Source organism: Acidimicrobiia bacterium (assembly GCA_030584185.1).
Classification (GTDB): Bacteria; Actinomycetota; Acidimicrobiia; order Spongiisociales; family UBA11373.
This window is the reverse complement of record CP129495.1, coordinates 1,444,061-1,468,385: the sequence shown is the minus strand read 5'-3', so window position 1 is coordinate 1,468,385 and position 24,325 is coordinate 1,444,061. Positions and strand designations below refer to the sequence as shown.

Annotated in this window: 21 protein-coding genes, 5 tRNA genes and 1 other RNA gene; 8 read left to right on the top strand and 19 right to left on the bottom strand. The window is 68.1% G+C overall.

What is annotated here, in order from left to right:
* Positions 1–102: 102 nt before the first annotated feature.
* Positions 103–4,353: an AAA domain-containing protein gene (locus tag QY307_07575; GenBank protein WKZ81945.1), complete on the top strand. Its 4,251-nt coding sequence runs from the start codon at positions 103–105 to the stop codon at positions 4,351–4,353.
* A 54-nt stretch (positions 4,354–4,407) separates the two neighbouring features.
* Here the strand turns inward: QY307_07575 and QY307_07570 are convergent, their stop codons facing one another.
* A complete protein-coding gene (locus QY307_07570; protein ID WKZ81944.1) occupies positions 4,408–4,530 on the bottom strand; it encodes a hypothetical protein in 123 nt (40 codons plus the stop codon).
* A gap of 158 nt (positions 4,531–4,688) precedes the next feature.
* On the opposite strand from QY307_07570, the gene QY307_07565 reads away from it, so the two are divergent.
* Positions 4,689–5,827 (top strand): IS3 family transposase gene (locus QY307_07565; GenBank protein ID WKZ83778.1). Its coding sequence is split into 2 segments (ribosomal slippage): positions 4,689–4,956 and positions 4,956–5,827, totalling 1,140 coding nucleotides; the frame shifts between segments, so codons are not numbered across the junction.
* 99 nt (positions 5,828–5,926) lie between these two features.
* Here QY307_07565 and QY307_07560 read toward each other — a convergent pair.
* From QY307_07560 to QY307_07550, 3 genes are all read right to left on the bottom strand, one after another.
* Positions 5,927–6,136 carry an Arc family DNA-binding protein gene (locus QY307_07560; protein WKZ81943.1) on the bottom strand — a complete coding sequence of 70 codons (210 nt, stop codon included), beginning with the start codon at positions 6,134–6,136 and terminating at the stop codon, positions 5,927–5,929.
* Between the two features lie 306 nt (positions 6,137–6,442).
* Positions 6,443–7,870 (bottom strand): amidohydrolase family protein, encoded by a 1,428-nt coding sequence (locus QY307_07555; GenBank protein WKZ81942.1) that lies wholly within the window; start codon positions 7,868–7,870, stop codon positions 6,443–6,445.
* Between the two features lie 356 nt (positions 7,871–8,226).
* On the bottom strand, positions 8,227–8,772 hold the full coding sequence (locus tag QY307_07550; GenBank protein WKZ81941.1) for a flavin reductase family protein: 546 nt from the start codon (positions 8,770–8,772) through the stop codon (positions 8,227–8,229).
* 79 nt (positions 8,773–8,851) lie between these two features.
* On the opposite strand from QY307_07550, the gene QY307_07545 reads away from it, so the two are divergent.
* Entirely contained in the window at positions 8,852–10,549 is a 1,698-nt protein-coding gene (locus QY307_07545) for a DUF885 domain-containing protein (protein WKZ81940.1), read from the top strand.
* Here QY307_07545 and QY307_07540 read toward each other — a convergent pair.
* From QY307_07540 to QY307_07500, 9 genes are all read right to left on the bottom strand, one after another.
* Positions 10,506–12,026, bottom strand: a complete 1,521-nt coding sequence (locus QY307_07540; protein WKZ81939.1) for an MFS transporter — start codon at positions 12,024–12,026, stop codon at positions 10,506–10,508. The two genes, QY307_07545 and QY307_07540, sit on opposite strands and share 44 nt — an antisense overlap.
* A 2-nt stretch (positions 12,027–12,028) precedes the next feature.
* Complete coding sequence (locus QY307_07535; protein ID WKZ81938.1) at positions 12,029–12,685, bottom strand: LppX_LprAFG lipoprotein; 657 nt, start codon at positions 12,683–12,685, stop codon at positions 12,029–12,031.
* Between the two features lie 31 nt (positions 12,686–12,716).
* Complete coding sequence (locus tag QY307_07530; protein WKZ81937.1) at positions 12,717–13,436, bottom strand: PDZ domain-containing protein; 720 nt, start codon at positions 13,434–13,436, stop codon at positions 12,717–12,719.
* Positions 13,437–13,542: 106 nt separating this feature from the next.
* Positions 13,543–13,809: signal recognition particle sRNA large type (gene ffs / locus QY307_07525), an RNA gene on the bottom strand.
* Positions 13,810–14,407: 598 nt separating this feature from the next.
* Positions 14,408–14,782: a DUF559 domain-containing protein gene (locus tag QY307_07520; protein ID WKZ81936.1), complete on the bottom strand. Its 375-nt coding sequence runs from the start codon at positions 14,780–14,782 to the stop codon at positions 14,408–14,410.
* A gap of 332 nt (positions 14,783–15,114) precedes the next feature.
* Positions 15,115–15,204, bottom strand: a tRNA-Ser gene (locus tag QY307_07515).
* A gap of 25 nt (positions 15,205–15,229) precedes the next feature.
* Positions 15,230–15,316 (bottom strand) — tRNA-Ser (locus QY307_07510).
* Between the two features lie 38 nt (positions 15,317–15,354).
* A tRNA-Ser gene (locus QY307_07505) sits at positions 15,355–15,446 on the bottom strand.
* A 58-nt stretch (positions 15,447–15,504) separates the two neighbouring features.
* Positions 15,505–15,975: a nucleoside deaminase gene (locus QY307_07500; protein ID WKZ81935.1), complete on the bottom strand. Its 471-nt coding sequence runs from the start codon at positions 15,973–15,975 to the stop codon at positions 15,505–15,507.
* Positions 15,976–16,002: 27 nt separating this feature from the next.
* On the opposite strand from QY307_07500, the gene QY307_07495 reads away from it, so the two are divergent.
* Positions 16,003–16,096 (top strand) — tRNA-Ser (locus tag QY307_07495).
* A gap of 14 nt (positions 16,097–16,110) precedes the next feature.
* On the opposite strand, the gene QY307_07490 is transcribed toward QY307_07495, so the two are convergent.
* The 5 genes from QY307_07490 to QY307_07470 form a co-directional block, all read right to left on the bottom strand.
* The gene (locus tag QY307_07490) at positions 16,111–16,743 is read right to left on the bottom strand and encodes a class I SAM-dependent methyltransferase (protein ID WKZ81934.1); all 633 of its coding nucleotides are present in this window, start codon (positions 16,741–16,743) and stop codon (positions 16,111–16,113) included.
* Positions 16,740–18,023, bottom strand: a complete 1,284-nt coding sequence (gene serS / locus QY307_07485; protein ID WKZ81933.1) for a serine--tRNA ligase — start codon at positions 18,021–18,023, stop codon at positions 16,740–16,742. Before serS ends, QY307_07490 begins: the two co-directional genes overlap by 4 nt.
* A gap of 40 nt (positions 18,024–18,063) precedes the next feature.
* Positions 18,064–18,507, bottom strand: a complete 444-nt coding sequence (locus tag QY307_07480) for a DUF4446 family protein (protein WKZ81932.1) — start codon at positions 18,505–18,507, stop codon at positions 18,064–18,066.
* A 1-nt stretch (position 18,508) separates the two neighbouring features.
* Positions 18,509–19,501 (bottom strand): hypothetical protein, encoded by a 993-nt coding sequence (locus QY307_07475; GenBank protein WKZ81931.1) that lies wholly within the window; start codon positions 19,499–19,501, stop codon positions 18,509–18,511.
* Between the two features lie 4 nt (positions 19,502–19,505).
* Positions 19,506–19,589 (bottom strand) — tRNA-Leu (locus QY307_07470).
* A 64-nt stretch (positions 19,590–19,653) separates the two neighbouring features.
* On the opposite strand from QY307_07470, the gene QY307_07465 reads away from it, so the two are divergent.
* Genes QY307_07465 through QY307_07455 form a run of 3 tightly spaced genes read left to right on the top strand, consistent with a single transcriptional unit; the run spans position 19,654 to position 22,525 of the window.
* On the top strand, positions 19,654–20,316 hold the full coding sequence (locus tag QY307_07465; protein ID WKZ81930.1) for a DUF3662 and FHA domain-containing protein: 663 nt from the start codon (positions 19,654–19,656) through the stop codon (positions 20,314–20,316).
* The gene (locus tag QY307_07460; GenBank protein ID WKZ81929.1) at positions 20,313–21,059 is read left to right on the top strand and encodes a protein phosphatase 2C domain-containing protein; all 747 of its coding nucleotides are present in this window, start codon (positions 20,313–20,315) and stop codon (positions 21,057–21,059) included. The genes QY307_07465 and QY307_07460 overlap by 4 nt, the downstream gene beginning before the upstream one ends.
* Positions 21,056–22,525 (top strand): amidohydrolase family protein, encoded by a 1,470-nt coding sequence (locus QY307_07455; GenBank protein ID WKZ81928.1) that lies wholly within the window; start codon positions 21,056–21,058, stop codon positions 22,523–22,525. Before QY307_07460 ends, QY307_07455 begins: the two co-directional genes overlap by 4 nt.
* 67 nt (positions 22,526–22,592) lie before the next feature.
* On the opposite strand, the gene QY307_07450 is transcribed toward QY307_07455, so the two are convergent.
* The gene (locus QY307_07450) at positions 22,593–23,630 is read right to left on the bottom strand and encodes a hypothetical protein (protein WKZ83805.1); all 1,038 of its coding nucleotides are present in this window, start codon (positions 23,628–23,630) and stop codon (positions 22,593–22,595) included.
* On the opposite strand from QY307_07450, the gene QY307_07445 reads away from it, so the two are divergent.
* Entirely contained in the window at positions 23,547–24,134 is a 588-nt protein-coding gene (locus QY307_07445) for an NYN domain-containing protein (GenBank protein WKZ83777.1), read from the top strand. The genes QY307_07450 and QY307_07445 overlap by 84 nt on opposite strands.
* Positions 24,135–24,325: the final 191 nt, after the last annotated feature.

Below are 24,325 nucleotides of genomic sequence, written 5' to 3'. Positions count from 1 at the left end.
CCAGGCGGGCTCGCAGAGTTTCGGCCAGAATGGACCCGGCCACAATCAGGCAGGAGGATGGTTGCAGGAGGGAAGCCGAGGTGCCCCAGATGCGGTCGGCGTATGGTGCTCCGCACTGCTCGTCGCGGTTGGAATCGCGGGAGCCAGTTCTGGGGGTGTCCGTCCTACCCCGGGTGCCGGGGAACTCGATCCGTATCTGCGGGGAGCGCCGCAACGACCGCCACTGGCTCTCGTGGGTCCAGGACAGGTCGTCGCAAGGCGACGTCGAAGTCGGAGAAGCAGCCAGTTGTGACACCCCCCGCGCCAGTACCACCACCTTCTCCGGCTGACGCATCGAGGCCGCCACCGTCCGAGGGACGGGTCGAAACCGTGCGGCAAGCCATTGAACGGTGGAAGACCCAGCTCATTGATACGGGCGGACGAAACCGCCTTCTCTTCTACCGCCACTTTAGGGCGAGCACGCTGGATGTCAGCCCTCACCTGGAGCACGTGGACGAGCAGGCTCTTCACCGTCTTCTCGGCGGGCGCCCGACCGAGCTTCGATCGCTACTTCCCACGCACGAGGATCCAGCGGACCTCGGGAAGCGCGCGAGGAACATCTTTCGCAAGGCAAGGGAGAACCTCGAGGAGCGAGGGATCGACACGTTGTTCCTCGGGGGTGGACGAGCAACCTGGGAGAACGACGGACCAACCCCGGCGGCACCAGTGGCTCTGATCCCCATCGCCTTGACGCCAGTAGGCGCCTCACAGAGTGACTTCAGGGTGTCTGTTGCCGGCGAGCCTGTGATCAACCCTGTGTTGATCCACCACCTCCAGGTGGAGCACGGTGTCGACATGAGCGATCAGCTCTCAGCCAACGGGTTGGCAGACTCCCTCGGGGTTGAGGCGGTCGCCGCGTTGTGTCGTGCGCTTGTCGCCATGTGTTCCCGAATCCCCGGATTCCAGGTAGATAGCGACGTCTACGTTCTCGCGAACTTCGCCTACGCCACGATGCCAATGGTCATGGACCTTGAGCGCTCGGTCGAGCAGCTTGCCGCAAACGACATCATCGCGTCGCTCGCCGGTGACGAGGACGCTCAGCGTGCCATGCGAGAGCGTGTGGTCGATGTCGACCGAACCCTCCCTGACTCCACACCACCCGCGGACGAATTCCTCGTGCTGGACGCGGATGCCAGCCAGAACTGGGCGATCAACACGGCGCTAGGGGGTGAGTCAATCGTCATCGAAGGCCCGCCTGGGACTGGGAAGTCGCAGACCATTGCGAATCTCATCTCCTCGCTTGTCGCTCGCAAGAAGCGGGTGCTGTTTGTTGCCGAGAAGAGGGCGGCCATAGAGGCTGTTACCAAGCGTCTGACAGCCGTTGGTCTCGCGGACATCGTTCTTGACCTTCATGGCGGTGTGAAGAGCAAGAAGGAGCTTGCGCAACTCCTCGGTGACTCGCTCTCAAGAGTGGCCTCAATCCCGGAGCCGTTGATAGGCGATCTTCATGCCGACCTGATCGAACGCCGTCGTGTGCTGAACGACCACGCGAAAGCGATGCATGATCGCAGACCGCCGTGGGAGATTTCGGCATACGAGCTGCAGGCTGCGTTGGTTGCGGCTGGCGAGAAGAACCGCCTTCCGGTCAGGCTGAACGACGCCGCTGTTGACAAGTTGACGCATCTGGAGCGGCGGGCTCTGCGGGAGGCTCTTCTCGAGTGGGTCCAGCTCGGTGGGTCCCGACTCACTTCAGATGTGACGCCCTGGGCGGTATCGGTTGTGAGGACGGGCGAGGATGCACGCGCGGCATATGACGCAGCCCTTGTCGTAGCGCAGGACTCGTTGCCCCGGGCGCGGCACCATCTCACGCAGCTGTTGAACGCGACAGGCCTGGGCAAGCCGGACACCATCGAGGAGTGGGACGGGCTGCTGAAGCTGGTGTCAGCCGTGTCAGCGACACTCGATGTCTTCGAGGAGTCACTATTCGATCAGGATCTCACGGGCATTCGTCTTGCCCTGGACCCGGCGGCCCGGAACGCCGTTTATCGAACTTGGGCGCACGCAACGAGCCGGGGCTATCGCGCCGCCAAGAGGAGGGCGCGTGCGGAACTCAGAGACGGCAAGAGGGTTAGGACTCGCAGCCTTCATTCGCTGATCGCAGCAGCATCGGACCAGCAGACAAAGTGGTCAGTCGCTTCTGTCGACGGAGGCAAGCCACATGGAGCTCATGAGTCGGGACCAGCCGGTGATGCCTTCGAGACGCTTCAGGACGGTCTGGCCGCGCTCGGCGCATTCGTCGCGATGGGTGATGTGACGGCCAACTCCGATGCGGACCTGCAATCGACCACCGATCACCTCGTTGCCGACCAAGCCTGGCTCTATCGCCTACCACGCCTTCGCGAACTTGAAGGTCGTTTGGACGAGGCAGGACTAACGACGCTGCTTGAAGCTGTCAGGAGTCGTCACCTCGACGTGGATGGTGCCTCAGCCGCCTTCGACTATGTGGTTGCGAAGAACATCTATGACCGGTTGGCCGCACGTGACCCTCATGTCGCGAACTTCGACGGCTCACTCCATGCTCGACGCGTTGTGGAGTTTCGCGACCTGGACAAGCAGCACCTGGACACGACGGCTGCGCGCGTGCTGAGGGCGGCAGCTGAGCTAGCCGTCGCGACTCGCGACGGCCATCCCGAACAGAACCGACTGGTCCAGGCTCAGGCAGGTCGAAGACGGGGACACCTACCGCTGCGCGGGCTGCTTGAGCAGGCGCCCAATGTCATCACAGCGCTTCGTCCGTGCTGGACAATGTCGCCCCTTCTCGTTGCTGAGGCCATCCCATCTGAGAGGACACTGTTCGACGTGGTCATATTCGACGAAGCGTCGCAGGTGCCCCCTGCCCATGCAGTCGGAGCGCTAGGTCGTGCTCACCAGGCGATTGTCGCTGGCGATCGTCGCCAGCTCCCTCCGACATCCTTCTTCCTGGTGACCGATATCGACGAGGAGGTGGAGGAGGAAATGGATCAGGCTCTCACCTCGGCCAATTTCGAGTCCATCATCGATGTGCTACTGGCGGTGCCTCTGAGACCGTACATGCTCACGTGGCACTATCGATCTCGCGACGAGCGGTTGATCGCCTTCTCGAACGCTCACCTGTACGGCCGCGCTCTCACGACGTTTCCTGGAGTGGCAGGTCGAGACTGCCTGCGCCATGTACACGTTGTCCATCGTCCCAGCCCGGGGATCAGCACGAGGAGCAACCCGGACGAGGTGGACCGCGTTGTTGACCTCATCCTTGAGCACGCGTCGGACCGGGCGGGTGAGTCACTCGGAGTAATCGCCATGGGCCTGCACCACGCCCACAACATCGAGGAGACCTTACGTCGGCGCCTGCAGGATCATGGCGACGGCTCGCTGGACGCTTTCTTCGATGAGGCCGCACCCGAGCCGTTCTTCGTGAAGAATCTCGAGCGTGTTCAGGGAGACGAACGCGATGCCGTGATCCTTTCGGTGGGGTACGGGAAACAGGCAGACGGCCGTCTGCTTTACCGATTTGGACCGTTGAACCAGGAGGGCGGGGAGCGACGACTCAATGTGGCGGTCACCCGAGCTCGGAGCCGCATGACGTTGGTGTCGTCGTTCTCGTCGCACGACATGGACCCCAACCGGTCATCTGCCCAAGGCGTCGAACTGCTTCGTCACTATCTGGCGTACGCCGCGAGCGGAGGAAGCGAACTTGGCGAAGGCGTGGTCACACAACACCCGATGGATGCATTTGAACTGGATGTATATGCGCGTCTCTCTGCGGCTGGCATTGCGCTCACCCCACAGTTCGGCGTCAGCGGATACCGGATCGATTTCGCAGCATCACACCCCGAGTACCCAGGACGCATGGTTCTCGCCATAGAGGCCGACGGAGCTTCGTATCACGCAAGTACCACTGCACGAGATCGAGATCGCCTCCGGCAGCAAGTCTTGGAGGAACTTGGATGGATCTTCCACCGCATCTGGTCCACGGAGTGGTTCCGGAACCCCGAGGCCGAGACTCAGCGGGCTCTCGGTGCCTGGCGCGACGCGGTACGCCGGTCCGACGAGGAGGGAGATGAGGAGCCGGTGCCAAGGTCGTCGAGTCCCACGCAGCCCGCCATGACCCCTAGCTTCCGGACCCGAGGCCCAAGGCCCACGGTCCCTCGGGGTCTGCCGATCACCGACTACTCGCATCAGCAGCTTGCGTCACTTGCGAGGTGGATACAATCCGACACGCTCCTTCGAACCGAGGACGAGATGATCGAAGAGATGATGCGAGAGCTTGGATTCAGACGGAGAGGTTCCCGTATCGTCGCTGCACTAACCCTGGCGATCCGATCGACCCGTTAGGGCCGGAGTGATGAAGCTCCTACGCTGCATGGAGTCGTCAGCTGCGTGAACGCGTCAGGCTCCGTGGCTGGTGTCGTGTTGCTGTAGCACGTCGGTCTCGAACAGCACATCGGCGATAGCCTCGGTTGCCTCCTTCTTCTCGTCGCCCACGAGGTGCCCGTAGACGTCCTTCGTCATGGCTAGCGAGGCGTGACCTAGCACCTCGGAGACGACCCACAGAGGGGTTCCCTGGGCGAGCATGATCGACGCGGCGGAGTGCCTGTGGCCTGACCCTTTGAGATTGGTCCATCCGTGGTGAGAGTCCGAGGCCCACACTGTGTGGGTGAAGGAGGATCATCACGATGGCGAGACGACGACATACGCCGGATCAGATCGTGCGCAAGTTGCGGGAGGCGGATCGGCTTGTCGGGGAGGGCGCCGATGTGGCTGCGGTTGCCAGGCATCTTGAGGTGTCGGAGGCGACGTATCACCGGTGGCGGAACCAGTACGGCGGGTTGAAGGCCGACGACGCCAAGCGTCTCAAGCAGCTGGAGGGTGAGAACCGGCGGTTGAAGAAGATCGTGGCCGACAAGGAGCTCGAGATCGACGCGCTGCGGGAGATCGCCCGGGGAAACTGGTGAGCCCGTCGAGGCGACGCCGTGCCGTGGACATGTTGACGTCCCGGTTGGGGTTGTCGCAGCGGCGGGCGTGCGCGATCGTCGGTCAGCATCGTTCCACCCAACGTCACACCCGCAGCGACCCGGACCCTGATCGTGGTCTGCGCCGGTGGCTGAGGCGGTTCTCGAAGGCTCATCCCCGGTGGGGGTACCGGCGGGCCCACGCGGTGGCGGTGCGTGAGGGGTGGGCGGTGAACCGCAAGAAGGTCCAGCGCCTGTGGCGAGAAGAAGGCCTGCGGGTGCCCGCACAGCGGCGCAAGAGGCAACGGCTCGGCGACTCGACCGCTCCGGCGGATCGGCTCCGTGCCGAGCATCCCAATCATGTGTGGGCGCTCGATTACCAGTTCGACGTCACCGCCACGGGACGGACCATCAAGATCCTCCACGTCGTCGACGAACACACCCGGGAATCACTCAGCGACCTGGTGACCTACTCGATCGACGCCGACGCCACCGTTGGTGTCTTGGACAAGATTGTCGGCCAACGTGGAACCCATCGCCGCTTCATCCGCTGCGACAACGGACCTGAACTCACCGCCAACGCCCTGCGGGACTGGTGCCGGTTCACCGGAGCCGGCACCGCCTACATCGATCCCGGCGCTCCATGGCAGAACCCGTGGGTCGAGTCCTACGGGTCCCGGATGCGCGACGAGCTGCTGTCCATCGAAGCGTTCGACACCCTGTTAGAAGCCCAGGTCCTCGTGGCCGACTGGAGAGAGGAGTACAACGACTACCGTCCCCACTCCGCCCTCGGGATGCTCACCCCAACCGAGTACGCCCGGCAATGGCGGACCAACCACCCAGAAGAACTCTCATAACGGGTGGACCAACAACCGGGGTCCGGTCAAGCGCGTCGGCGTCGATCCCGGTGACTTGTTCGGCCAGCCAGAAGTACTCGGCCAACGTGACATAGCGGGTCACTCGGAGAGGCGTTCCAACAGCTCTCGGTCGCGTTCGAGGAGGCGCGTGGCGCGGCTGGTGAAGTCCTCGTCTTGGCGCACCCGTGCGATCTCGGCGCTGAGGGCGTCGATGATCAGGGAGTTGACGCTGGTGCCCTGGACTCGGGCGACGGCTTCGGCGTCTTCGGCGAGGTCTTCGGGGAGGCGTACGGTGGTCTGCTTGGCCATTCAGTCATGATATCGCGACATCGCGACATCGCAAGCCAGCATTCTCGCCGCGGGAGCCAAGCTGGGAGCCAATCTCGGTGGATCGGTACAGACCTCTGTGGACTCCCCCGGACTCGAAAGCCAGTTGCCCCGGGCCGCGTGGACTCTCGTGGACGCCCTTTGGAGATCTACGCATCCGGAGGTTGGGGGTTCGAGTCCCTCCGGGCGTGCTGTGCGAAACTCCTTCGATCGAGACGGTCGCACCCCTGCTCCCTCCGGGTCTTCTCCCCATTCGGGAGGCAACCTCGCCAGACTCGGTCGGGTCCCCTATCCGGGGCAGATGGCCTCGGCGCCGGCAGCGCAGTACTCGACCGACCCTCCGATGATGGTCGCCAGCACCTCCACCGAGGGGAGCCGGTCCGCCGGGATGGTCAGCAGGTTGTCGGTCAGAACGATCAGGTCGGCCAGCTTCCCCGGGACCAGTGATCCCACCAGGTGGTCCTGATGCAAGGCGTACGCCGAGTTGATCGTCATCATCGCCAGACCCTGTTCGACCGTCACCCCGCCGTCGGCCATCCAGGCGGGCGGCTCGCACACGCTGCCGTCCTCGGCGATGTTGGCCCGGGTGACCAGGCTGAACAGCTCGATGATCGGACTCACCGGCGGCAGAGACGGGTCGTCACCGTGCCAGGCGACGATCAGACCTGGGTTTGCCTGCACGATGTCGATCGGCCTATCCCCGTACTCCTTGTAGAAGTCGGTCCATCCGATGTCCGGAATACACGCCGACGACATGCCGAACAGAGTGGGGACGATCCCCAGCTCTCCGTATCTGGTGACGACCGCCTCGGTGACGATGGCGTTGTGCTCGATCCGGTGCCGCCTCGTGTTCGGGCCGCCGGCGAGCACCTCGGCGTAGGCATCCTGCGCCTGGGCGATGGCGAGATCACCTTGGGCATGGATGATCACCTGATAACCGGCGGCGTCGGCATCCCGAATCCACCCGGTGAGGACCTCGAGGTCGTGATACGGAGCACCGACCTCGTAACCGACGAGGAAGACCTCGCTGGAGGCCAGCAATCCGCACACGCCCCCGTCGGCGAAGATCTTGACGCCCCCCACCCGGACCCTGTCGCCGAGCACCGAATCGGGGGCGAGCGCCTCGTACCAGGTACCGAACTCGTCGCCACATGGATCGGTCCTCGTCAGGTACAGCGTGGTGCGCACCCGAAGCTCCCCACTGGCGGAGGCGGCGATGAACTCCTCCGGGAGCCCTGGCTCGATCGAGGCGTCGCCTAGCGAGGTGATGCCGTTCTCCAGCGCCAGCACCTGCCCGGCGGCGATCCCGCCCATGTCGGTGAGGATGTGCGTGTGGGCGTCGACGAACCCGGGGGCGACCACGCGGCCGCCGAGATCGATGACCGTGGTGGCGCTGCCGATGTGGGCTTCGACTTCGGCTGCGGTGCCCACGGCGAGGATCAGATCTCCCTTGATGGCGATCGCCTCCACCGTGCCGAGGTCGGGGTCCATCGTGACGATGTCACCACCAAGGAATACGACGTCGGCGGCCTCGACTGCGACCGAGGTCGAAGTCGATGGGGTCGACGAGCTCGTGTGCGCCGCCGTAGTGGTGGTCGCCGCCTGGGTAATAGAGGTCGTGGTGGCGGGGTTCGATGTTGTGGCCGGGGCGGCATCCCCTCCGCAGGCGGCGATCAGAAGCAGGAGGATGGTGGCGACAGAGATCTGCTCAGGCATCGGGTGACCCTACATCCGAAAAATCCAATCGTTCGTTGCCTCTCTCCCCCCGCCGCGGAGTACCCCGAAGGGGGCAGACCCCGCCAGGAAATCGTCGCGCCCGCGCCCCCTCCGGCCCTCCGAACCAGGGAACGCCGTCGTCGACCTCTCGGGCCGGTGTTTCCTCCCCCCGCAGGGGGGAGTTCGGCGAAGCCGGGAGGGGGGAGAGAGCAACAGCAGCCTGACCCGGTGTCGCTGCAGGTGATGTCGCGCTCGTGCCCCCTCCCGCCCTCCGGGCCACCACCCCTTACGGGGGAGGGCATGTCACCGGATCTGGGTCGCGCCCGTGCCCCCTCCGGCCCTGCGGCCGCCCCGACCTACCGAACCCGATGCGAACGCTCCACCACCCCGTACGTCCCACCCTCCAGGTACAAGAAGGTGTGCAACGACTCGTAGGGGTCTTCGGTCTCGACCACCGACCTGTCGATGCTCGCGGCCACGATCTCCCCGAACAGCACCACCTCGTCACCGAAGACGAGGTGCCTCTCGAGTCGGCACTCCAGGTGCGCCCGGCACTCCTCCACCAGGGGTGGCGCCACGGTGCTCGCCGGGATCGGGGTGAAACCCGCCGATTCCACCGGCCGGGGATGCGGCAGGGCGTGCGCTGCCCAGACTCGCTCCACGAGCTCCGCCGGCGGCACGTTCACCACGAACTCTCCCTGGCGCAGCACGTTGCTGGCGGTCCAGTGCCCCAGCGAACAGCCCAGCACGAGCGTCGGCGGCTCCAGGACCATCATCGAGATCCACGACTTCGGGGCGACGTTCGAGGTCCCGTCCTCGTTCACGGTGGTCACCAGGACCACCTGCCCCACCAGAGGCGACGGCCGCCATGTCCGTTTGTCGGGCGAGAAGGCCACCTTCATGGATGGATTGTGCCTCGTCGCTCCCGGCGGCGAGGCACCTCCTGGCCGAACCTAAGGTTCCTGCAACCCGGGAGGTGGCATGAACGAGCAACTCGAACGCCTCGGCAGCAGGTTCTGGGACCTCGCCCTGGAGAGCAGCCCGATGTGGGCCAGCCTCCTCGGCGACCATCGGTTCGACGCCGAGGTCGAAGACCTCTCCCGGGAACGCGAGGACGCCCTGATCGAGGCGTTGGGCGGGATAGCCGACCAGACGGCCGCCATCGATCCGATCAACCTGGACCGCCAGGACCGCATAGGACGCGCCGTCCTGCTCGCCGAGGTGGAAGGGATCAGGGGCTCCCTGCAGAGCCGGATGGCCGAAATCACGGTGGATCCGATGCTGGGGATCCACATGGACATCATTCAGGGGATCCCTCAGCTGAGGGCCATGGAGGACGCCCACGCATGGGCGTTCGTGGAGAAGGCCTCCAAGGTGGGCAGGCTCTTCGACCAGGCGATCGAGCGTCACCGCCAGGGAGTGGCCTCCGGCCGCACTCCGCCCCGGATCTCCGTCGAGAAGGTCATCGGCCAGCTCGACGCCTACGCCGCATTGCCGATGAACAAGAACCCGTTCCTGCAGATCACGCTCCCCGAGTCCTGGGACGACCTGCAGAGACAGCGCTGGCGCAACGCCATGGCGGAGCAGATCACAGACTCGGTCACCCCCGGATTCGCCCGATATCGGGAGGCGGTGGCCGGCGAGATCCTGCCGGCAGCCCGGCCCCCTGAGCGCTCGGGGGTGTGCTGGCTCCCCGACGGCGAGGAGGTGTACCGGCGGGCGGTGCACCGCTACACCTCGCTCGACCTCGACGCCGCCGACGTGCACCGCATCGGCCTCGACGAGATCGGTGCCCTCGAGGACGAGTACCGCGACCTCGGCGCCAAGGTGCTCGGAACCGACGACATCCCCATCGTCTACGACCGCCTACGCAACGACCCCGACCTCCGCTTCCGGACTGCAGAGGAGGTGCATCAGGCCGCCGAGAGCGCTCTGCAGAGGGCCCGCCAGGCGGTCCCGGATTGGTTCGGTCGGCTGCCCGAGGCCCCGTGCATCGTGCAGCCGGTACCCGAGGTCGGCGCCGAGGACACCACCATCGCCTACTACTTCCCACCCGCCGACGACGGCTCCCGGCCCGGCATCTTCTTCATCAACCTCTCCCAGCCCGAGACCCGCACCCGCTTCGAGTCGGAGGCCCTCGCCTTCCACGAGAGCATCCCCGGCCACCACCTGCAGCTGGCGCTCGCCCAGGAGCTGGAGGGTCTGCCCTCCTATCGCCGCCACGCCCTCATGACCGCCTACACCGAGGGGTGGGGGCTGTACACCGAGCGCCTCTCCGAGGAGATGGGCCTGTACTCGGGCGATCTGGAGCGGATGGGTGTCCTCGCCTTCGACTCATGGCGGGCGGGCCGCCTGGTGGTGGACACCGGCCTGCACGCCATGGGGTGGAGCCGCCGCCAGGCGATCGAGTACCTGGAGGACAACTCCCCCCTGGCGACCAACAACATCGCCAACGAGGTGGACCGCTACATCGGGTACGTCGGCCAGGCCCTGGCCTACAAGATCGGTCAACGCGAGATCTTCCGCCAGCGAAAGATGGCCGAGGAGGCGCTGGGGAGCAGCTTCGACATCAAGGGCTTCCACGACGCCGTGCTCGAATCGGGCGCGGTGCCGCTGGAGGTGCTCGGCGATCTGGTCACCGAGTGGGTGGAGTCGCAGTCGACGCCCTCTGCGTCCTGAGCCACGCGGCCACGACGGCGCTCAGCAGCGCCACGGCGGCGCTGATCAGGAAGGTCTCGGCCAGGACCGTCGCCGACAGACTGGCCTGGGCGGCTGCGGCGGCGTCCGGGTACGCCGGGTCGGTGAGCGGCGGGAGCACGATCTCGCTGCGCAGCGTGCCGTAGCGGTGCAGGGCCCAGGCGGTCAGCCCGGCGAGGCCAACCGTGAGCCCCACGAGCCGGGCCACCACTACCAGGGCAGCACCCACGCCGCGACGGTCGGCGGGAACGGTGTCGACCACGGCGGCGGTGATGGGGGCGGTCATCAGCCCCAACCCTCCGCCCACCATGACCAGATGAGCGGACATCGCCCAGGCCGACACCCCCACCTGCCACTGCAACCCGGCCAGAGCCAGTCCGACGGTGGCGATCACCGCCCCGGTCAGGACGGGGAGACGCCGCGAGGTGCGGTCGGTGAGCCATCCCCCTACCGGGGAGGTGAGCGCCATCGAAGCGGTGAGGGCGGTGAGCACCCATCCGCTCACCACCGCCGCCCTCCTCAGGTCGTTCTCCACCACCAGGTTGACGAACAGCGGAGCGTTGACCATCGCCACCGCCAGCACGGCGCCGAGAAGCAGGTTCAGCACGAGGGCCACCGGCACCTCCCCCGAGCCCACGACGGCAGGTTCCAGGAGCGGGTCGGGAGCCCGCCTCTCCCAGACGGCGAAGACCGCCAGCGAGGACAGTCCCACCAGGAACAGCGGCCACACCGGCATCCCGCCCGACCGGCCGAGCCCGGCCAGGTCGGATGCGGTGGCGATGTCGCCCAGCTCGAGGAGGCCGGTGGCCAGGGCCACAAGCCCGATCGTCATGGCGGCGGCACCCGGGAGGTCGAGGCGCCGCCCGGGCTGTGGCTCACCCAGGTCTCGCATCGCCCACCAAGCCAGCCCGATGCCGATCACCGCCAGCGGGACGTTGAGGTGGAACTGCCAGCGCCAGTCGAGGAACCGCACCAGGAGGGCGCCGAACAGCGGGCCCCACACCCACCCCAGGGTCTCCAGGGCCCCGAGGATGCCCAGGGCTCGGCCCCGCTCCCCCTCCCGGTAGACGTCGCCGACGGCGGACAGCGCCACCGGGACCATCGCCCCGCCTCCGAGGGCGGTGAGGACCCGTCCCGCCAGGAACGGTCCCAGCGTGGTGGCGTGGGGGATGAGCAGCGAGCCGATCCCGAACAGGGCAAGGGCGGTGACGAACACGCGCCGTCGTCCGAAGACGTCGCCAAGGCGACCGGCGATCGGCATCACCGCCACGTAGGCGATCAGGTATCCGTTGACGATCCAGGCGGCGCGGTCGAACCCTTCGGGCAGGGGGATGTCGAGGTCGCCGATGATCTGGCGCAGCATCGTGGTGGCGACGGTCAGGTCGTCGGCGGCGACGAAGACGCCGAACCCGACGACGGCGAGCACCGCGCCCGCCGAAGCCCGTCTCCGTCCGCCCACGATCAGCCCGGGGGCGTGACGGTGAGCGGCCCGTCGTAGGGACCGAGCACGATCCGCCACGACGTCTCGCCAGCATCGTCGTCGGTGGTGAAGTCGGCCTGGCGCAACCGTGAGGTCTCGGCATCGACCAGCAGGGTGATCCGCACGGCCTGCCCTTCGACCAGGCCGGCGGTGAGAAAGTCGACCCGCTCCGCAGAGGCGGTGCCCTCCACCATATAGGCGCCGTCACGGCTCCCGGTGACCTGGGCGTCGGCGAGCCCGCCTGAGAGGACCGCCACCCAGCCGTCGCTCCCGAAGACGATCGCCGGGTTGAACCCGGTGCCGGGGGTGAGCTCGTTCCAGGCGCCCGTCAGCGGCTCGGTGATCCAGGTCCGTTCTGCAACCGAGACGGTTGCCAGCTCGACGGTCAGGTCGCCGACCTTCATCTGGAGGGCAGCCGAGGCGCGGTCCGGCGCCACGTAGGCGCCGGTGGCAGAGACGAACCCGAGCCCGGTGACGAGAACCGGGGCACCCGATGCGGTCATCTGAAACTCGGCGGACTCCACGGAGGCCATCGCCTCGGCGGCGCGCGGCAACAGATCGGTGGCCGAGGGAAGGTCACCCGTCGCGCCGTCGCCGCAGGCGGCGACCAGGAGCAGGGCGATCAGCAGCCGGCGCATCCCGGCAGGGTATCGCCCTGCCCGGCGTCACTCAGCCCTGGTCGGGTCGCTCACCGATGGTGACCGTCACCGTGCGGGGACCGCCACCGCCACCGAGCACGACCTCCACCTCGGTTCCGGGATGTGTGGAGCGAACCATCCGGGCCAGGTGGTCCATCGACTCGACCGCGGTACCGTCGAACGAGATGATGCGATCCCCCGGCTCGATCCCGGCCTCGTCGGCGGGAGAGCCCGGGGCGACCTCCACCACCTGGACCGATGCGCGCCTGTCGACCCCGCCGATTCCGAGGTAGCCGCCGGCGTCGATCACGACCGGAGGCGCCTCGTCGCCGGAACCGTCACCAGGTGCCGGAAGCGGCACGCAGGTGAACCCGTGCTCCCATCCGCCGAACGGGCCGTCACCGCCGAACGGGCCGTCCCCGCCGAACGGGCCGTCCCCGCCGAACGGGCCGTCCCCGCCGAACGGGCCGTCCCCGCCGAACGGGCCGTCCCCGCCGAACGGGCCGTCGCCGGGGAACTCTCCAGGGAGGTCGTCGAACGGGAAAGGAAGCGCCGTCGAGTTCTCTTCGGCCGTGGTGCGACCCATGACGAACCCGCCGGCGAACACGGCAACGGCGACGAGGAAGGTCATGGCCCAAACCATCGTGCGGTCCTGCTTCGGATCGGCGGGGGTAGCGGCCGGTTCCGCCGGTTCTGGCGCAGGGGCCGTCTCCGCCGTGGTGGCCTCCGCATCCTTCTTCTTTGCAGCCATGGTGTCTCCTGGTTCGCTGTCGATGAGGACGCTCGGCCCCGGCCCAAGGTTCCCACCGCAAGATGAAGATGCGATGAGAACCGGCGCGCCGAAGCGTCTGAAGGGATCGTGCACCCCGCCTTCGAATCGCCACAACCGGCGCGTTCCGGACCGACGGCTCGGACCAGGCGCACCCACGGCACCCAGGGCTGACCGCTTAGGGCTGCTTCCTTCCGGACCTGACCCGTTTCACGGCGCCCCGCCGCGTGGGACCCGGCCTTCAACACCACGTGTCCGGCGCTGACCCGACCATGGACGACCCTCGGGCGGGGATTCGGCCCCGCGTATAGAGGGTTTCGGGTTCAGGGCACCCCTAGCGCCCCGCCTAGCACGATCGCAGGGAAGGGTAGCGATCGGCGGGGGCTCGATCACTGCTGTGTTTCTGGCCCATGCGAAGGGGAGGAAACCGTGAGCCTCCCTTCCCCACTGGCGATCAGATCGGAGATCCGAAGGGCCGGCGGCGACGTTCCCTCCCCCGGGAGGTGGCCCGAAGGGCCGGAGGGGGCAAGGCGAAACACAGGGCCGGCGAGATTCCCTCCCCCGGGAAGTGGCCCGAAGGGCCGGAGGGGGCAAGGCGAAACACAGGGCCGGCGAGATTCCCTCCCCCGGAAAGTGGCCCGAAGGGCCGGAGGGGGCAAGGCGAAACACAGGTCCGGCGAGATTCCCTCCCCCGAAGGGGGAGGTGGCCCGAAGGGCCGGAGGGGGCAAGGCGAAACACAGGTCCGGCGAGATTCCCTCCCCCGAAGGGGGAGGTGGCCCGAAGGGCCGGAGGGGGCACTACGCGACATCACCCACGGCAAGGCCGGGTCCCAACCACCGTTGCTTCTGCCCCCCTCCCGGCTTCGCCGTACTCCCCCCTGCGGGGGGAGGAAACACCGAGCCGTCGCCACGTCGGAGTACCACTCCGACCGTGGGCAGGGAGTGTCGTCTACTCAGTCGAGCCTCGGATCCTCCCCGCGGCGCAGTGCCTCGACCCAGCCGGCCACCGTGTTGATGGCGGCCGCTGCGTCGTCGGCAATCTCGGCGTTGTCGAATCGCAGGATCATGAAGCCGAGCGACTCGATGTACGCGGTACGCGCCGCCTCGTCCCTCCAGTCATGCGAGGGGTCGTCGACCTCGATCACGAGCTTCGGGTCGAAGCAGGCGAAGTCGACTATCCACTCGCCCATCGGCACCTGGCGACGAAACCTGGCACCGGCCTGTCTGCGCGCGATCCCTCCCCAGAGGTTCGCCTCCGAAACCGTCTGCTCGCGTCGCAGGCTCCTGGCCCGAGCGGCGGCGCGAAGCGAGTGGGCAGGTCTGGGCACACGATGATGATGAGTCGCTGGCGGCCTTGGTGGAAGACGGTCGTCATCGTGCGCGAACACTGGCCAAGGTCAGAAGGGCTGGCGCAGAGGTTCCCTCCCCCGAAGGGGGAGGTGGCCCGAAGGGCCGGAGGGGGCACCACGCGACATCACCCACGGCAAGGCCGGGTCCCGATCACCGTTGCTCCTGCCCCCCGCCCGGCTTCGCCGTACTCCCCCCTGCGGGGGGAGGAAACACCGGGCCGTCGCCGCGACGGATTCACCCCACTGCGAAGGGGAGGAAACCCCGCCCCATGCAGGGGGAAACGGACCCACGACCGGACCCCCAGGAGTTGCGGAGAGAGAGGGATTTGAACCCTCGAAGGGGCTTTACACCCCTTACTCGCTTAGCAGGCGAGCGCCTTCGACCACTCGGCCATCTCTCCATGCCGCCCCCTCCGGGACGGATCGCGGAGGGAGTGGGATTCGAACCCACGGGACCCCGAAAGGCCCAGCAGTTTTCAAGACTGCCGCCTTAGTCCGCTCGGCCATCCCTCCACGGGGAATCATCGCAGACCTTGGGGCGGCAGCCGTACTGGCGGAGGGGGTGGGATTTGAACCCACGGGACCGGTAACCCGGCCCAACAGTTTTCGAGACTGCCGCCTTCGACCGCTCGGCCACCCCTCCACTCGACCGACGCCCCCTCATGCGGGATCGGCTCCGGCCGCCGAAAGTGTAGGGGCGCTCAGCCGGGTCGACCCCGCTGCCCCTCGAAGAACGCCTCGAGCAGGTTCCCCGCCTCCTCGGCGAGCACCCCGGCCACCAGGTCGCATCGATGGTTGAGCCGCTCGTCTTGGGGGACGTTGTACAGGCTCCAAGCCGCCCCCGCCTTCAGATCGGGCGCCCCATACACGATCCGCTCCACCCGGCCCCACACGGCCGCCATGGCGCACATGGCGCACGGCTCGAGCGTCACCACCAGCGTGTGGCCGGTCAGCCTCCAGTCCCCCGCGGCGCGGGCGGCGGCGGAGAGGACCAGGATCTCGGCGTGGGCGGTCGGATCGGCCCGCTCCTCCTTGCGATTGTGATCCCGGGCCACCACCACCCCGGACGAGTCGAGGAGCACCGCACCCACCGGCACGTCACCGTGTTCGACGGCTGAGCGCGCCTCTTCGAGTGCCAGCCGCATCGCCGCCTCATATGGTTCGACGTCCATGCCCTCTCCTACACTCGCGGCCATTCCGGAGGGATCGCATAGTCTGGCCTAGTGCGCACGCCTGGAAAGCGTGTTGGCGGTGAAAGTCGCCACGGGGGTTCGAATCCCCCTCCCTCCGCCACGGCCCTCCGCTCCTCATCCGCCCGGCTTGCGCAGCACGACCCCGTAGACGAACCCGAGTGGGCCCATCCTCCAGACTCGCTCCACCGGCAGCGGCCCCCCGGCGTAGAGGACCTGCGGCGGCGGCAGCCGGTCCAGGCTGCGATGCAGGTATCGATACTCCCGTAACGCCCCCACCGCCAGACCGGCGAGGGGCAGCACCACCGCCGTCCCCGCCCGGTGCAACCGCCGCTTCCACGCCCGCTCCGGACGCCCCAGGTCGACGATCGCAGCCACGCCGCCCGGTCGCAGCACCCGCGCCACCTCGGCCAGGGTCTCGGGCAGGGAGTCCAGGTTGCGCACCACGTAGGCGGAGAACACCCCGTCGAACGACCCGTCGGGGAAGGGGAGGCGCTCCCCCTTTCCCACCACGCGCAGCGGAGCCTGATTGAGGGCGAGCATCCCCGGCGCCGGGTCGAGCGCCACCACCTCCCGGTCGCCGAAGTCGGAATTGGCCGCCCCGGTCCCCGCCCCCAGGTCGAGCACCCGCCCCGGGGGAAGGTGGGCGATGGCGGTGCGGCGCCAATCGTCGTCCCGACCCAGCGACAGGATCCGGTTGAGCCGGTCGTAGCGCCGGGCGATCCGGGAGAACACCTCCCGACCGCTCACGACAGCCGCTCGAAGCCGGTGTAGGGGTGGAGCACCTCGGGGAGCAGCACCGACCCGTCCTCCTGCTGGCCGTTCTCCAGCAGGGCGATCAGGGTGCGGCCCACCGCCACCGCCGTGCCGTTGATGGTGTGGGCCACCGTCGGGTCGCCGCCCTCGTCGCGGTAGCGGATCTTCAGGCGACGCGCCTGGTAGTCGGTGGTGTTGGAGCAGGAGGTGATCTCCCGGTACCCGCCCTGGCCGGGGAACCAGGCCTCGATGTCGTACTTCTTGGCGGCCGAGTCGCCCAGGTCGCCGCTGCACACGTTCACCACCCGGTAGGGGATCCCCAGCGCCTGGATCAGCGACTCCTCGACGGCGAGCAGCGCCTCGTGCTCCTCCCACGACCGCTCGGAGCGGGCGAAGGAGAACATCTCCACCTTGTCGAACTGGTGAACCCGGAAGATCCCCCGGGTGTCTTTGCCGTAGGTCCCCGCCTCGCGCCGGAAGCAGGTGGAGAACCCGGCGTAGCGCAGGGGAAGGTCGCCGCCGGGGAGGATCTCGTCGGCGTGCATCGCCGCCAGCGGCACCTCGGCGGTGCCCACCAGGAACAGGTCGTCGGCCTGGACGCTCCCATCCTCCTGTGACACCCCGACGGCGTACACCTGCTCCCGGGCCCCGGGGAAGAACCCGGTCCCGAACAGTGCCTGGTCGCGCACCAGCACCGGGGGCACCACCGGGGTGAAACCCTCGGCTCCGAGACGGTCCAGCGCCCAGCGGACCAGGGCGAACTCGAGCAGGACCGCCTGCCCCTTGAGGAAGGCGAACCGGGATCCCGACACCTTGACCCCGCGATCCACATCGAGGATGCCCAGCCGCTCGCCCAGGTCGACGTGGTCGAGCGCGGTGAACCCGAATGCCGGCGGATCGCCCCACCGCTTCACCTCGACGTTGTCCTCCTCGCCGCCACCCCTGGGGACCGACCCATGGGGCGGGTTGGGCAGCGGGACCCACACCTCGTCGAAGCGGGCGTCGAGCTCGTCGGCGAAGGCGAGGGCCTCCCGGTAGCGGTCGGCGAGGTCGGCGGCAGCGGCGATGGCGGCCTGCTTCTCCTCCCCGGAGAGGCGGGAGATCTCCTTCCCCGCCCGGTTCTGCTCGGCCCGGATCTCCTCGGCGGCCACCCGCGCCTTGCGTCGCTCCTCGTCGAGGGCGACCAGGGCGGCGACGTCCACCTCCAGGCCGCGATGGGTGAAGGAGCGGGCCAGGGCCTCGGGGTCGGTGCGCAGCAGGGTGACGTCGATCACGGGGGGATGGTAGGTCGGCGGCGGGAGGCGGGCGGCCCGGCTACTCGGCGCCGAGGGCCCGGCGCACGGCGGTCTCCTCCTCGATGGAGAGTGGCTCCACGCCGGCGCCTTCGACGACCATCTTGGTGAAGAACAACGACTGGCGGGGGCCATGGAGCAGCGTGATCACCAGGCCGTCCTTGCGCTCGTTGAGCAGGGCGATCGCCCGGGAGAGGTGCCCGGTGCGCTCGTCGTTGGCGTCGAAGGTGACCACGGCGGCGTAGCGGATCGCCCCCGGCATCCGGTCCACCAGCGACTTGAGCACCGGCTGCATCCGGGCCACCGCAGCCTCCACCATGGCCAGATCCTCGTCGAGGCGGCGAATCTGGTCGAGCAGGTTGGCGTCCCGGGGGAGGTTGGCGAACCGCCGGCGTTCCTGCAGGGTCACCACCAGGGCGACGGCGCCGACGGCGAGGGCGACCAGGGCGACGATCAGGGCCGCCATATCAGCCGTCCGGGTTGACCAGGAAGCGGAACGTCACCAGGTCATTGTCCTCTTCGTCGTCCCCGGCGGGCAAGGAGACGGTCAGCTGGTATGTGTCCCCCTTGACCACCGGAAGGTCCGAGTACACCAGCGAGACCCCGGTGCCCGGATCCAGGCTCGGGACTTCCTGTTCCGCCTGGTAGAGGCCGCCCTGATTGGAGAGGAGGGAGAGCCGGACCACGATCCCCGTTGCCGGCACGTTGCCACGGTTGGTGACCGTCACCTCGGCCTTCTGATCGGCGGTGACCGCCAGCACCGGCAGTCCACCCGACTCCCCCACCGCTCCCGGCTCCAGCTTGAGGTCGGCGACCGCCAGGTCGTTCACCGGGGTGATGGTCCCGGCGACGAACATCCGCCGCGCCAGGTCGCGCGGGTCGAACAGGGAGTCGTCGGCGGTGGGGACGAACGCCACCGATGGCAACGGCCCGCCCTGGAGGGTGGTGTCGACGTCGCCCAGGGCGCCGCGGAAACCGCTGTAGGCACGGTCGCCGACCCGCAGGTCGGTGAGGCCCCGGGTGAGCGACTGCACCCCCTGCTCGTCGAGGGGGTTGGAGGAGAGGGCGAGTATCCCCTGGCGGGCGTCGCTGATCCCTGACCGCCAGGAGGTGGCGGCGATCCTGAGGAACAGGCTGGCCTCGAGCATCGAACCGGGAGGCTCGGCATCGTCGAGAAGGGCGACCATCTCCTCCACGTCGGCCTCCATCGACTCCAGCCTCTCCAGCAGTGTGGCCCGGTTGAGCGACTCGACGTCGGTGACCAGTTCGGTGAGGCGCTCCGACACGTCGGAGGCGGTGGTGGCCACGGCGAATGCACGATCGAGGTAGGCGCGCCCCAGCTCCTGGTCGCTCTGTGCCCGGGTGACGCCGTAGGCGATACCCAGGAACGACCCGACCAGGGCGAGTGTGGCCAGAAGGCGGCGCCGCCGCTTCTTCCGGACGGCAGGGCTGTATGACACGGGGTGGGCGAGGGGGGAGTCGAACCCCCACGAGCGTTAGCCCACAGGAACCTGAATCCTGCGCGTCTGCCAATTCCGCCACTCGCCCCCGAGGGCCGGGAATCGTACCACGGGCCGGTCGGAGCGCCCCGGGCGCCGTTAGCCTTCCCGGGATGGGTGTGGCAAAGGAAATCGAGCGCCGCCTGGAGCGGCTGGTGGACGGCCTGGCGGCCCGGCTGTTCCACGGCCGCATCCATCCCGTTGAGCTGGGCGCCCTGATCCTGCGCCGGGCCGAGGAGCAGATCCGCGAGGTGACCGGGGGATGGGCGATCCCCAACCGCTATCAGGTGTCGATGGGGGGCGAACCGGTGGACTCCGAGGCGCTGGCCGCGGTGGAGGACGAGCTGTGCGCCTTCATCGAGGAGACCGCCACCGAGCGGGGCTGGCGGCTGGAGGGCCCGGTCGAGGTGGAGGTGACCATCGACCCGGGGCAGCGCGGCTCGGAGATCCAGGTGGCCGCCTCCAACCGCAGGGGCACCCGCCCGGCGTGGGCGGCGCTGCATCCCCTCGATCCGGATGCCGCCTCACTGGAGATCCGGGTGAACCGGGCCGTCGCCGGCCGGTCGACCGCCAGCGACCTCCACATCCCCCACGAGGAGGTCTCCCGCACCCACGCCGTCATCTGGCGCGAGTCCGGCACCACCTGGATAGGCGACCTGGGGTCCTCCAACGGCACCGCCGTCGACGGGAGCCCGGTGGAGGGACCGACACCGCTCGTCCTTGGAGACGTGATCTCGTTCGGTGGGGTCCGCTACGAGCTCGGCGTCCCCCGATGAGTGCCGCCCCGCTGCGGTTTCGCTGGGCGACCCGGACCGACACCGGGCTGGTGCGCGACCAGAACGAGGATGCGGTGTTCCCCGACCCCGGGACCGCAGGCGAGGCGGAACACCTGGTGGCGGCGGTGGCCGACGGAATGGGCGGGCACGCCGGCGGTGAGATCGCCTCGGCGGCCGCCATCGAAGCGGTTGCCACCGTGTCCGGGCCGGCGACCATCCGCGTCAACGCCGCCAACCTGGCGGTCCAGGAGGCGGCGGCACAGCGCCCTCGCCTCAGCGGCATGGGGACCACCCTCACCCTCGCCATCTTCGACGGCGACGGAACCGTGGAGGTGGGCCACGTCGGCGACAGCCGGGCCTACCTGCTCCACGATGGCTCGCTGACCAGGATCACCGCCGACCACTCCTTCGTCGCCGAGATGATGGCCGCCGGGCGGATGACACAGGCCGAGGCCGAGGCCCATCCCTACCGCAGCGTGCTCACCCGGGCGGTCGGCCTGGAGCACACCGTGGAGGTGGACGTCTTCGAACACGAACTTGCCGCGGGCGACCGGGTGCTGATCTGCTCCGACGGGGTCACCGCCCTGCTCGAAGACGAGGAGATCCTCCGCATCCTGACCGAGCACGACGACCCGGAGGGTGCCGCCGACGCCCTGGTGGCGGCGGCCAACGCCGCCGGCGGCATCGACAACGTGACCGTGGCGGTGGTGGACGCCACGCCGGCGGGTTCGGAAGAGAAGTGATCCGGCGCCGGTACCTTGGCGCGCTTGCCGCCCTGTGCCTGGTCGCCGCCGCCTGCTCCGGCGGTTCGGCCGATCCGGCCACCACCCTGGCCGCCACCACGACGCCGGCGACCACCACGACGAAGGCGGCCACGACCACCACCACTTCGCTCCCGCCGGGGGTGGACCTGATCCTGAGAGGTGGGCCGATCGTCACCATGGCCGACCCTCCGCTGGCCGAGGCGGTGGCGGTCACCGGCGACAGCATCGTCGCCGTGGGCACCGAGGCGGAGGTCATGGCCCTGGCAGGTTCCGCCACCAGCGTCGTCGACCTGGGGGGCCGCGCCCTCTACCCCGGGTTCATCGACGCCCACTCCCACTGGTACGTGTGGGGCGGCGCCTGGGTGGGCCTGCACGGTGCTCCCGAGGTGACCCAGGCGCTCTTCGCCCGGGGGTGGACCGGCACCACCGAGATGGCACTCGACCCCTACTGGTGGGACGGCGTGGTGGCGGCGGCCGAGGTCGGCGAGATGGGGGCCCGGGTCGACGGCTACATGGCGCTCAACGCCCCGCAGGGCGAGGAGAAGTACCTCGAGTGGTTCCGCGGGCTGGGGTTGACCCCCGGGACCATGATCGGCGACCACCTGCGGATCGTCGGGGTGAAGCTGTACGTCGACGAGGCCTGGGGGTCGATCGACAAGTACTCGCAGGAGGAGCTCGACGCCGTGGTGGCCGAGATGCACTCGGCGGGCTGGCAGATCGCCGCCCACGTGGTCGACGACGACACGATGGACCAGATGCTCCACGCCCTGGAGGCGGCGATCGCCGCCGACCCCAGGCCCCATCGCCATCGCATCGAGCACGCCGTTGAGGTGCGCGACGATCAGCTGGAGAGGCTGGTCGCCCTGGGGATCACCGCCTCCGTGCAACTCGGCGGGATAGAGGCCGAGTTCCCGTTCGACCCGCCCTTCTGGGAGATGATCGCCGACACCGGGCTGGAGACCGTGTGGCGGTGGCGGGACATGATCGAGGCCGGGATCACGCTCGTGGGGAGCGTCGACGTCCCGCCACCGGGGTTCGTGCTCGGCCCCACCTCCAAGTCGCCGATGCGGATGGTGTACGGGGCGGTCACCGGGTGGTCGGAGTCGGGTGCCGAGCCCTGGGAGGGACGGGAGGCGCAGCTGCTCACCATCGAAGAGGCGATCCGTTCGCTCACCGCCACCGCCGCCTGGATCACCTCCGACGAGGGCGTGCGGGGGAGCATCCAGCCGGGGCTGCTGGCCGACCTGGTGGTGTTCTCCGCCGACCCGCTTGGGTTCGGGGAGGATCCCGAGGGCCTGCTCGGGATCACGACGGCGGCGACCCTGCTCGGCGGGCGTCTGGTGTGGTGCGGGGACGGTGAGGAGGCCCTGTGCGAGGGGTTCGGCCAGCCGATGCCGGTGCGGGTGCTCGACGAGTCGACCCTGGTGCCCAGCCCGCCCGGCTGAGCGGCATTTCATGGGATCGGAACCATCCAAGCTCCGTGCGAGGGTCGCAAGCGACGGCGACCTGCGACTAGCTCAACAACGGTTCGAGGGAGTCGCGGACATCACAGACTGCCTTGCAGATCTTCCCTGCGACGATCCCGACCCGATTGAAGGGTTGAGGGCCTTCGCTGATCACCACCTCGCAGGAGAAGACGAAGTCGATGTTCGGGTTCGGCTCGGAACGCCAGCAGAACGCCGCGATCTCTGTGCCGTCTTCGAGCCGGCGGTCGGCTGTCACGAACTCCCACTTCCCGTCGGGTTCACCCATCCACCCGACCGATTGGAACTGCCAGAAGGCGAGATTCAGGTTGCGGTGCTTGTCGGCGTTCGACAGCTCACGGAGCCGGGCGAGGGGGTCGCGTCCCGGTCTAGATCGGTTGTAGGGCTGCACCCTCTGGATGACTGCGAAGGCTTCGGCGGATACACCGCCGACCTTCTCAGCAGGGTTGAACTCGCTGAGGCTCGCGGCGATGGGGAACCCGAGCAAACGCAACTCGCGTGACGTCACTTTTCGCCGATTCTTCAGCCACAGTGCATGAATCATGTGATCGAGCGCAGATCGGCAGTTGTGCAAGAGATCACCCAGGATGAGGGGAACATCGTCAGGTATCGGCTTGCGGACGTCGAACCGGAACATCTCGCGTCGCGCATCCTCCACGGGATGTCGGGTGATGTCGTAGAACTCACCACGTGCCGCGACACGCGCGACAAGGTTCATCAGGTCGTTCAGATGCTGTTTCGCCCTGTAGAGCTTGAGGTCTACCCCTCGCCACAGGCCGATGGCATGGTTGGCACTACTCATGAAGGACAAGAAGGCGCACGGCGAATTCGAGACTGCTGAGACCGAGACCCGGACGGCGGAGACGCGCAATGCCATCCCGGTGTGATCCAACCGGGATGTGCTCGGGAGGCTCGAGACGGCTGTTCGTGAAGACATGGTTCGAGCCGAGCCTGGTTGACCAGCAAGGTGGCCGACCGCCTCGTGGTCTTCTACGACTGGCAGAACGTCTACGAAGGCGCTCGGGAGGCGTTCTTCACAGACGCAGATCCTCGACCCAGGGGCCAAATCGACCCCATCGCCCTAGGGCACCGGATTGCGGCGAGGCGTGTGTCTCGCATTCCCCGCGTCTTTGGTGAGGCACGCCTGTACATGGGCCGCCCGAGCAACAGCCGAGATCCGCGTACATACGCTGCACACATGCGCCAATGCGCAACGCTGGAGAGGAACGGTGCCGTCGTGCGGCATCGAACACTCCGCTACCGCAACGGTGTGCCGATCCAGAAGGGTGTGGACGTCCAGCTGGCCGTGGATTTCATTCAGGGATGCATCAAGCGCGAGTTCGAGGTCGGAGTCATGTTCTCCAACGACACCGATTTGGTGCCCGCATTGGAGGCGGCCCTCGAGATCCACGCTCGAGGCGGCCCGCGGCCGGAGGTGGCTTCGTGGCGCGGCCCGGCCGGAAGTCGCAACCGTCTTCGCGTCGGTGGGGCTGACCTGAGATGCCACTGGCTCGACCGGGACGACTACCAGTCGTCCGAAGACGCTCGCGACTACAACATCCGCCAGTGAATTGAAAACCCCGCCTGTTCGCCCGAAGACGAACGGCGGGGATGATTGGCGGTCAGCCTACCAGTCACGGGGGACCTCGACCACACCACGATCGACCATTTCCGGCGGGCGTCTGGTGTGGTGCGGGGACGGCGAGGAGGCCCTGTGCGAGGGGTTCGGCCAGCCGATGCCGGTGCGGGTGCTCGACGAGT

Bases quoted from the DNA above. Each gene is read 5' to 3' on its own strand.
- QY307_07575 (WKZ81945.1), top strand. From the start codon at position 103: ATGGTGCTCCGCACTGCTCGTCGCGGTTGGAATCGCGGGAGCCAGTTC.
- QY307_07570 (WKZ81944.1), bottom strand. From the start codon at position 4,530: ATGACGAAGGACGTCTACGGGCACCTCGTGGGCGACGAGAAGAAGGAG.
- QY307_07560 (WKZ81943.1), bottom strand. From the start codon at position 6,136: ATGGCCAAGCAGACCACCGTACGCCTCCCCGAAGACCTCGCCGAAGAC.
- QY307_07555 (WKZ81942.1), bottom strand. From the start codon at position 7,870: ATGCCTGAGCAGATCTCTGTCGCCACCATCCTCCTGCTTCTGATCGCC.
- QY307_07550 (WKZ81941.1), bottom strand. From the start codon at position 8,772: ATGAAGGTGGCCTTCTCGCCCGACAAACGGACATGGCGGCCGTCGCCT.
- QY307_07545 (WKZ81940.1), top strand. From the start codon at position 8,852: ATGAACGAGCAACTCGAACGCCTCGGCAGCAGGTTCTGGGACCTCGCC.
- QY307_07535 (WKZ81938.1), bottom strand. From the start codon at position 12,685: ATGCGCCGGCTGCTGATCGCCCTGCTCCTGGTCGCCGCCTGCGGCGAC.
- QY307_07530 (WKZ81937.1), bottom strand. From the start codon at position 13,436: ATGGCTGCAAAGAAGAAGGATGCGGAGGCCACCACGGCGGAGACGGCC.
- QY307_07500 (WKZ81935.1), bottom strand. From the start codon at position 15,975: ATGGACGTCGAACCATATGAGGCGGCGATGCGGCTGGCACTCGAAGAG.
- QY307_07480 (WKZ81932.1), bottom strand. From the start codon at position 18,507: ATGGCGGCCCTGATCGTCGCCCTGGTCGCCCTCGCCGTCGGCGCCGTC.
- QY307_07465 (WKZ81930.1), top strand. From the start codon at position 19,654: ATGGGTGTGGCAAAGGAAATCGAGCGCCGCCTGGAGCGGCTGGTGGAC.
- QY307_07460 (WKZ81929.1), top strand. From the start codon at position 20,313: ATGAGTGCCGCCCCGCTGCGGTTTCGCTGGGCGACCCGGACCGACACC.